The following is a 9,075-nucleotide window of genomic DNA, read 5'->3' on the forward strand; positions in this document are numbered from 1 at the left end:
CCAGGAAAGAGAACGACCAATGTCCAGTGAAGCTGACATCGTTGTGGATGGAGAGAACGCAGACGTGAGCACCGAGACCACTGCGCCGGTTACCGATGTGGATGTAGACATCGACGATTCCGATGACGATTTGATCGAAGAGGGCGAGATCGCCGGCGACTACCTCGAGCAGTTGCTCGACGTGCTCGATTTCGACGGAGACATCGACCTTGACGTCGAGGGCGATCGGGCAATCGTCAGCATCGACGGCGGCGACGACCTGACCAAGCTTGTGGGACGTAAGGGTGAGGTTCTGGATGCTCTCCAGGAGCTGACTCGTCTGGCTGTTCAGCAGTCGACCGGAGAGCGCAGCCGCTTGATGCTCGACATCGCCGGGTGGCGTGCGGGCCGGCGTGAGGCACTCAGTGCTCTCGGTGCGGAAGCTGCACAGCGTGTTCTCGAGACCGGCGAACGCGAAGAGCTTGCTCCGATGACGCCGTTCGAACGCAAGATCGTTCACGACGCCGTCGCCAAGGTCGCCGGTGTTTCCAGCGAGAGCGAAGGCGCTGAGCCGTCTCGTCGAGTGGTTGTCCTCAAGGACTGACACTCCCCCCTGATCGAATGCGGGCCCCGGATTTTCCGGGGCCCGCTTTTGTGTCCGAGAGGTGTTTCACGTGAAACCGAATCCGGCGGCACGGTGAAGGTCCGGTGCCTATCGTTGTCGACATGTCCTATCTCTATTTCGGAACCTGTCGTCAATGAAGCGTCGTGAAGGGAAGCAATGGTGCTGATACGACCCGCGACGCGGGCCGAGTTGGAAGAGCCCGTGGGGTTCGCGATGAACGATCCGGTCGGGTTCGTCGACGCTGACTCGCTCCGGGAAGAGGTGGCGGCCGGACGGCTTCGTCCGGAATGGAGTTGGTTCGCCGTTGACGGCTCCAGGATCGTCGCGCGTGCGCTGTGGTGGGGGCGTGAGGACAGCGAGCGTCCGCTCGCCCTTGATTTCCTACACGTGCTGGCAGACGTGCCGGATCGTGCTGCGCTTGCTGCCGAACTCATGTCGCGGGCGCACACCGAGTTCCACGCGAAACCTGAGTATGTGCTGGTCGTGCCGACCGCCGGGCAGGACGCGGATTCCGCCGTCGCAGACGCCGTGTCCTGGCGTCGCGAGGCGGCCCAGGCGGCCGGACTGACCGAGATCATCGAGCGGCTGCGTTTCGAGTGGACGCCTGCGGCTGGAGTGCCCGCCCCTTCCGAGCGTCTGATGTTCCGTCCCGCCTCCGATGATGAGTTCCTCGCGGTGTTCCAGCGGGTAGCTGTCGGCAGCCTGGACGTCGCCACACAACGAGGCATTGCGGCCACGGACATTGTCAGCCAGGCCCGGGACGATCTCGAGTTCTACCGGTCGTGCCCCGGCGAACGATCGTGGTGGCGGCTGGCGGAGGCCATGGACGGGACGCTGGTCGGCTTCGCGATCCCGTCCGCGACGCCCTACCACCGCAACGTCGGATACCTCGGAGTAGTGCCCGAGCTGCGCGGGTGCCGCTACGTGGACGATATCCTCTGCGAGATCACCCGCGTTCACGCAGCCGATGGCGCCAATCGCATCACCGCGACCACGGACGTACCCAACACGCCCATGGCCGCCGCGTTCAAGCGGGCGAACTACCAGGTGACCGAGGTGAGGATGGTGTTCGAGGCCCCGGCGGGCTGAGCCGGGCGTCAACCGGAGGCTCGTTGCCGTCGCCGAATCGCGCCGGCGTGGGCCTTTCTGTCCAGCTTGTCCGACGGTGTATGGGTGACGCGGAGACCGCTGAGTACCAGGGATAGGGGTGGCCAGGTTCCAACTCGGCCCACATACCCTGCTGCAACGGTGTCGTACGAATATGGGTAGAGACCGAGACTTCGATCCGAACATCTCTCGGAGGCGGGCGGCGATCTTGAGTGCTTTGAGCGGGATGCTCGTGTGCGGCCTGAGTTGTTGGCCCGTGGTCTTCGAACCGCAGCAGAGAATGGAAGTCCAGTCTTTCCCGCCCGGGCGGTGAGGAGTATTGGCTCTGCTGGTTGTTGCCGCTGGGAGTAGTCGCCGTCGTATTCATTCCACTTGCACTGGCATGGGGATCCGGGAGAGCAGTCATGCTCAGCTTCATCATTGCCTTATTGGGTGTCGGCGGCGCACCGTGCACGTTCGGATATTCGATCGACAACACGGCGTACTACATGTGAGCCCCTCCCCTCCCCCAGCCGGAATAGTCAGCCCTTCGTTTCACGTGAAACAGGATCGATGGTTGTTGCGCCGAGCTCTCGATCTCCATCCCAGATTGGTAGTGGACGCCTATTGGATGGCGATCACGAGTTCAATGGCTTCTGGTGTGCCGTCGTCAGCGAAGACTCCAACCTGGCGGATGCTGCCGTGAACTAACTCCAGTCCGTCATCGTTTGCTTGCTCGATCATCGCGATCTGTGCGGCTTCTGCGCCTAGATCGCCGAGATCGGAATCGTCGTCGGATGTTTCGAGTGTCACAAACAGTTCGTCGCGCGCTGGGAGTGTGCCAGATTCGACGATCGTTCCGGAGATGCCAACTGGCTCGGCGGGGATCTGGGTAGTCGGCCAGCAGAACAGAACTTCGACGACCTCAGCTTCTACGGTTTGGCGCAGTGTTGTCCACCAGGGACCGGAGATCGTGTGGCCGGCTTCTGTCAGGGCCATTCGCAGGGTCGCCAGGGGCGACTCAACCTGCTCGAGTTCGAGGTTACGGATTTCGTGTTGCAGTCCAACCCAGTGTTGAGCCGGCATGGAACGACGGCGCACGGTGTAGTCGAGTTCAAGTGAGTCGATCAACGCGGACCCTTGCGCCGCGTCAGCATCTTGTCGTGCGCGTTCGTCAGCGACATGTGCTCGGTGCCGTTCGATGAAGGAATTTATGTAGTGCGGGTTGCTCAATGCTTCTGCAACGGTGTCGAGCGCGAGGCCGATGTTGCGGAGTGCCGTGCGGGTTTGAGTAGATCGATGGCGTCGTAGTGGTGGAGTGCTTTCACGGTGAGTCCAGAGGCGAGGGCGAACTCTCCGATGCGCATCATGTGGTGCCAAGCTCCTTGGATTGATTTCGGTTTCTGGTGCCAAGTCTCCGGTCTCCCGCAACAGGAGAGTCAAGTCGAAGGTTGGGTAGCTCGTGGCAATCGGCGGCGAGACACTGAAACTGTCCGAAGCCGGCGATTTTCTGAAACTCGCTTTTCGTCGATAATTACCCCTTTTTGGCCATGAATTCCATCCATGTAACTACCCATGGCAGTTTCGTCACTGTGATGATATTGAAAACCGACCCACTATCTCCATGCGACCTTCCGGCTATGTTTCACGTGAAACGCATCAGAATTGGAAGATTTGTCAGCGCGATGTTTCACGTGGAACGTGAACCCCTCCCCTCCCCCACTTGAATTTTGGGCGGAATACTTCCCAAAGAATGAACGAGTCGGCAGACTCACAGCGAGTCGGTGTGCAGAAGCGAACACATGTCGGCTCCAGAGCGGATAATGATTTCGGTCTTGATTGTTGATTTCGCGGTTTACGCGGGAGGATGTTTCACGTGGAACAGAATGGTGCGGCGTCGGTTGACTGGGACGAACAAGAGACTGCGCGCGCAGTGTTCGGTGACAGATATGAGATCGCGGAACGGTACTACCAATCCCTTGCAACGGATGGTGTCGAGCGCGGGCTCATTGGTCCTCGTGAGGTTCCCCGACTGTGGGAGCGTCACCTTCTCAATTGCGCAGTGATCGGTGAACTGATCGCCGAAGGTGAGTCGGTTGTGGACGTAGGGAGCGGTGCCGGCCTACCCGGAATCCCTCTCGCGATCGCCCGCCCGGACTTGAAGGTGACTCTCGTCGAACCGTTGCTTCGACGCTCTGTGTACCTCGCGGAGTTCATCGAGTCCAACGGATTGGACGTATTGGTTGTCCGAGGGCGAGCCGAGGAATCGGGTGTTGTGAAGGAAGCGGGCGGTGCGGACGTGGTCACTTCGCGGGCCGTGGCGCCTCTCGAGAAGCTCGCACGTTGGTCCCTCCCACTCATTCACGAGCACGGCCGGATGTTGGCACTCAAAGGTTCGAGCGCCGCCGAGGAGATCGAGCGGGACCGTACGGCGCTCACCAAATTGGGCGCAGGTAAGTTGGAAATACTCGAATGTGGAGCCAAGATTCTCCGCACCCCCACCGTGGTGGTGAAGGCCGAACGTCTCCCGAAGCGTCGCCAGCGTTGATGATTTACACGCATGCAATCGAGAGCAATGTACAGATGATGAGAGCACCTAGTGATCGATTCCCAATCGAAGGAGCAGTCAATGTCGGGTCGATCTGAATCCGCCGTTTCACGTGAAACACCGAAGCAGCACACGGGCGCGGGTGCGGATCAGATCGTCAACGACGACGACAATTTCACCGCCCCCTACGCGGCGATCTCCTCGGAGGAGACTCCCATCGGGGCGGCCGCGCATCGAGCGAGCCAGGTGCTTCACCCCCATTCGGTGACACTGCCGAAGCCGGCGTTCCGCCGCGTGATCACCATCGCGAACCAGAAGGGCGGCGTCGGGAAGACGACGACCACGGTGAACCTTGCGTCGGCGCTCGCTCTTCAAGGGCTCACTGTCCTCGTGGTCGATTTGGACCCTCAGGGCAACGCCAGCACGGCTCTGGGCGTCGTCCATACCTCGGGCACCCCCTCCAGTTACGAGTTGCTCATAGGCGAAGTGAAGGCCCCGGAGGCGATCCAGACCAGCCCGCACAGTGAGCGCCTTCTCTGCATCCCGGCGACGATCGATCTGGCGGGCGCCGAGATCGAATTGGTCTCCATGGTTGCCCGCGAGAATCGACTCAAAGGCGCGCTCAACGACAAGGTGCTCGCAGAGCTCGACGTCGACTTCGTCCTCATCGACTGCCCGCCCTCGCTGGGGCTGCTGACCGTCAACGCGATGGTCGCTGCCAAGGAAGTCCTGATCCCGATCCAGTGCGAGTACTACGCCCTCGAGGGGGTCGGTCAGTTGCTCCGCAACATCGAACTCGTCCAGGCTCATCTGAATCCGGATCTGCATGTCTCCACCGTCCTACTGACGATGTACGACGGACGGACCAAGCTGGCCGACCAGGTCGCCGAAGAAGTACGCAAGCACTTCGGCGAGGCCGTACTGCGCGCTGTGATTCCCCGCAGTGTGAAGGTTTCAGAGGCTCCCGGATACGGAATGACAGTTCTCGATTACGACCCGGGTTCACGCGGCGCCATGAGTTACCTCGACGCCGGACGCGAACTTGCCGCCCGCTCTGCCACCACAACGACCCAGGAGCAGTGAGATGAGTCAAGCACGCAAAGGTGGATTGGGCCGCGGCTTGGCTGCTCTCATCCCCACTGGGCCGGCCACGGCACCGGGTCTGGGATCGGCTGCAGCGGACGTCGTAATCGGCGTCGACAAGCGCAACCCCTCCCCTCCCCCACCGACGAAGGCAGCTCCGAAAGCGCCGAAAGCCGCTAAGGCGACGGCGGCGAAGGCTCCGGTGGAAGCTGAGCCGGAGACCGAACTCGAGCCGACCGGCGCGGTCTATCTGGAGATCGAACCGAGCCTGATCGAGACGAACCCGAAGCAGCCTCGCAGCGTTTTCGACGAGGAAGCACTCGCGGAGTTGGTTCACTCGATCCGTGAATTCGGCTTGATGCAGCCGATCGTGGTCCGTCGTCACGGTGACAAGTACCAACTTGTCATGGGTGAGCGTCGCTGGCGCGCGAGCCAGGAAGCCGGGCTGGAGAAGATTCCGGCGATCATTCGTGAAACCGATGACGACTCGATGTTGCGCGACGCGCTCCTCGAGAACATCCATCGAGTGCAGTTGAACCCCCTCGAGGAGGCAGCGGCGTATCAGCAGTTGCTCGAGGAGTTCGAAGTAACCCACGAAGAATTGGCCAATCGGATCGGACGTTCGCGTCCCGTCGTGACCAACATGATTCGTCTGCTGAAGCTGCCGGTGGCGGTTCAGCGCCGCGTTGCGGCTGGAGTACTTTCGGCCGGCCATGCTCGCGCACTGCTGTCCCTCGAGGCGGGTGCCGACGCTCAGGAAGTCATGGCGGCACGCATCGTCGCCGAAGGAATGTCGGTTCGCGCGACGGAGGAAGCCGTCACTCTTGCCAACCGGGCGGACAATGAGATCGCTCCCCCGCAGAAGCGCAAGCCCATCGTGATGCCGGGTCTGCAGGATGTGGCCGAGCGGTTGTCGGACTCGTTCGACACTCGGGTGACTGTCAGTCTGGGCAAGCGGAAGGGAAAGATTGTGGTCGAATTCGGCTCGGTCGACGACCTACAACGCATCGTCGGAATGATGGAAGCGCAGAAATCGACGTAGTGAACTCGGATGCCCGTTTGGTGACGTAATGACGATGAACGGGCACACCACCTATTTTCGTCACTGTGACGAATTTAGGTGGTCCGAGCTTCTCGAAATCTTGAACCGGGACGAAAGATGTTGAACAGCAATACATTAGAGCGATCAACTCTCGCGCCACTGCCGACTCGGTACAGCTGGCCTATCCTGGAGAAGAAAAAAGCGGCGGGCGAGCATCAAAACCGCTTCGGGGACCTACGGAGAGTGAGTTAGTCAGTGTCGACTCACGTCATCACCTCTCTCACGCTCGACAGCCTCGATCAGCTTTCCGCCCATGCGCGTCGATGCGTGTTCTGGGAGATGGACCCGGGCGCGCTTCACGACGCCCGAGGATTCTGCGATCAGGAATTCGAGAAGGAAGCCTGGCTGTCGATGGTCATGCTCGAGTGGGGTTCGTGCGGACAGGTCGCCGTCCGCGACGGTAAGCCGCTCGGAAGTGCGTTGTACGCCCCTCCCCGCATGATCCCGCGCGCGCAACTGTTTCCGACCAGCCCGGTCAGCTCGGACGCAGTGCTTCTGACAAGCCTTCGCCTCGAGCCCTCGGGCATAGAGGAAGAACTAGGGCCAAGCCTGATGGCCGCTGTCGTGACAGATCTGGTTCGACGCGGAGTTCGTGCGCTCGAGGCCTTCGGTATCCGTAGCGACGACTTGGGACCTGCTTCCGACGTGGCCAGCGCAACGGCCGCTCTGGAATGTTCACCCGCAGAATGCATGATCAGTGCCGAGTTCCTCGAGGACTACGGTTTCGAGGTCGTGGCACCGCACCATCGCTATCCGCGGCTTCGTCTCGAACTCAATCGAGATCACGAATGGAAGGTCGACGTCGAAGAAGCCCTCGACCGTCTACTGAAGGCCGCAGCTCTCGAAATGGTGGAGATCAGCGAGCTCGCCAGAGTGTGAGCAGGTGCCGACCGCAGGACCTACGAAATGCGGTCGGCTACCGAAAGTTCTTCAGCGAGAAGCTCGGCGAAGGTGAAGGTGCCGGTCGGCTGATCGTCTTGACCCAGCAGGTACAGCCGTTTGACCGAGATCAAGATGGCTTCGGCGATGGTGTCACGCATCCGCGGATTCGTCAGTACCGCAACGTCGGACGCGTTGGACAGGTAGCCGAGATCGATCTGCACCGTCGGCATGTTGGTGAGGCGCAACAACTCCCACGTCCGACCGTGAGTTCTGCAGTCCCGCAACGGAGTTCGCGCAACGATCTCGCGCTGAACGAAACCGGTCAACACCTGCCCGATCATCGAGACCGAACCGTGCGAATTTCCGAAGTGGAAGCTCGCGACGCCGTTTGCCGAAGGGCTCGAGTTGCTGTCGCAACGCAGGGAGATCATCAGATCCGCGTCGAACGCATTGGATGTCAGTGCGCGCTCGGCCTCGGTGGGATCGGCGTTGTGCGGGCGGGAGAGGAAAGTTTCCATCCCGGTTGCAGCCATCCGCCCCTCGAGGCGCATGGCCAAATCCCAGAGGATGTCAGCTTCGGAGATGCCGTTGACGATGTTGCCCGTCGACGGCCCGCCGAGGCCGGGATCGATGACGATGCGCTTACCGCCAAGCTGCGGGCCCTTGCGGCGCACCAGTTCCTCTTCGCTGATCGCATGTGGGGAACCACCGGTGACGCGGGTTCCCAGAAGTTCCAGCGAACGGAGTGTCTGCGGTCCGCAGATACCGTCGGCAGCGATCCCGATTTCACGCTGGAAAGACGAGAGAGATTCGTGGGTTTGCGGACCGAAGAAACCGTCGACCCGGCCGGCGTAGAAGCCCAGATCTTGCAGTTTTGCCTGCAGCGCTGCGACGTCGTCGCCGTACAGCGGCGCGGACAACTGGTAGATCAACGTACGGGCACCCAGGCGGTACGAGGCCTCACGAAGTGACCGATAGGTTGCCGGGCCCACAATGCCGTCGACAAGAAGCCCACGCTGCTGCTGGAAGGCACGAACGGCGCTGTCGAGTTGATGATCGAAGATGGCGTCGGGTGCAACCCAGTGGGCACCGTCGGCGCTTTCACGTCGAATGCCGGAAGTTCCGTGATGGAGGTATCCCAGCTTCGTCAATGTGCCCCGAATCTCGGCGACGGCCGGGCCGTGATCGCCGTGTCGGAGTCTGTGCATGCGTGAAAGCCTCTCGGATCGGTTAACGAATTCGATCGATGTGCCTGGTCGTAGACCCGATCAGGCACATCGATCGATTATCTCAGAAATTCTGTGGATTGCGAGAATCCACGATGCTCACCCAGCCGTCAGAGAACGTCTGCGAGGTCCTTGAGCAGCGCGGCCTTGCCCTTGGCGCCGACGATCGTCTTGATCGGCTTGCCGTCCTTGAACAGGATCATCGTCGGGATCGACATGACCTGGAAATCGCGCGCGGCCGCGGGGTTGGCATCGATGTCGAGCTTGGCGACGGTCAGCTTCTCGCTGTTCTCGCCGGCGATCTCCTCGAGGACCGGGGCGACCATCTTGCACGGGCCGCACCAGGTTGCCCAGAAATCGACCAGAACGGGCTTGTCGCTGCCCAGGACGTCCTGCTTGAAGGAATCGTCGGTGATGGTGACGGTATTCGACACTGTTACTCCTCGAGGGTTGGGTACGACAGCTTGGTGAATCAGGGAGCGCCGACGACGTCGACCGTGTGGCCGGCTGCGTCGAGCGTGTTGGCGGTGATGTCGCCGCGGTC

The 9,075-nt window shown here is 61.2% G+C and carries 10 protein-coding genes; 6 read left to right on the plus strand and 4 right to left on the minus strand.

Features of this window, described 5'->3' with window-relative positions; genetic code table 11:
* Positions 1-19: 19 nt before the first annotated feature.
* Complete coding sequence (locus H7C86_RS25920) at positions 20-583, plus strand: protein jag (RefSeq protein ID WP_003942504.1); 564 nt, start codon at positions 20-22, stop codon at positions 581-583.
* Positions 584-760: 177 nt separating this feature from the next.
* Complete coding sequence (locus tag H7C86_RS25925) at positions 761-1,693, plus strand: GNAT family N-acetyltransferase (protein WP_182262482.1); 933 nt, start codon at positions 761-763, stop codon at positions 1,691-1,693.
* 621 nt (positions 1,694-2,314) lie between these two features.
* On the opposite strand, the gene H7C86_RS25930 is transcribed toward H7C86_RS25925, so the two are convergent.
* On the minus strand, positions 2,315-2,821 hold the full coding sequence (locus tag H7C86_RS25930; protein WP_182262483.1) for a hypothetical protein: 507 nt from the start codon (positions 2,819-2,821) through the stop codon (positions 2,315-2,317).
* Between the two features lie 98 nt (positions 2,822-2,919).
* A complete protein-coding gene (locus tag H7C86_RS25935; protein WP_220463473.1) occupies positions 2,920-3,060 on the minus strand; it encodes a MerR family DNA-binding transcriptional regulator in 141 nt (46 codons plus the stop codon).
* Between the two features lie 497 nt (positions 3,061-3,557).
* Here H7C86_RS25935 and rsmG point away from each other — a divergent pair, with 497 nt between their 5' ends.
* From rsmG to H7C86_RS25955, 4 genes are all read left to right on the plus strand, one after another.
* The gene (gene rsmG / locus H7C86_RS25940; RefSeq protein ID WP_019746204.1) at positions 3,558-4,238 is read left to right on the plus strand and encodes a 16S rRNA (guanine(527)-N(7))-methyltransferase RsmG; all 681 of its coding nucleotides are present in this window, start codon (positions 3,558-3,560) and stop codon (positions 4,236-4,238) included.
* Positions 4,239-4,319: 81 nt separating this feature from the next.
* Complete coding sequence (locus H7C86_RS25945) at positions 4,320-5,321, plus strand: ParA family protein (RefSeq protein WP_182262484.1); 1,002 nt, start codon at positions 4,320-4,322, stop codon at positions 5,319-5,321.
* Position 5,322: 1 nt separating this feature from the next.
* A complete protein-coding gene (locus H7C86_RS25950) occupies positions 5,323-6,363 on the plus strand; it encodes a ParB/RepB/Spo0J family partition protein (protein ID WP_070384710.1) in 1,041 nt (346 codons plus the stop codon).
* Positions 6,364-6,618: 255 nt separating this feature from the next.
* Positions 6,619-7,302 (plus strand): hypothetical protein, encoded by a 684-nt coding sequence (locus H7C86_RS25955; RefSeq protein ID WP_019746201.1) that lies wholly within the window; start codon positions 6,619-6,621, stop codon positions 7,300-7,302.
* A 20-nt stretch (positions 7,303-7,322) separates the two neighbouring features.
* On the opposite strand, the gene H7C86_RS25960 is transcribed toward H7C86_RS25955, so the two are convergent.
* Both H7C86_RS25960 and trxA read right to left on the minus strand, forming a co-directional pair.
* Complete coding sequence (locus H7C86_RS25960; protein WP_020909860.1) at positions 7,323-8,513, minus strand: N-acetylmuramoyl-L-alanine amidase; 1,191 nt, start codon at positions 8,511-8,513, stop codon at positions 7,323-7,325.
* Positions 8,514-8,641: 128 nt separating this feature from the next.
* Complete coding sequence (gene trxA / locus H7C86_RS25965) at positions 8,642-8,965, minus strand: thioredoxin (protein WP_003942530.1); 324 nt, start codon at positions 8,963-8,965, stop codon at positions 8,642-8,644.
* Positions 8,966-9,075: the final 110 nt, after the last annotated feature.

The organism is Rhodococcus sp. UFZ-B548 (assembly GCF_903819475.1).
GTDB lineage: Bacteria > Actinomycetota > Actinomycetes > Mycobacteriales > Mycobacteriaceae > Rhodococcus_F > Rhodococcus_F erythropolis.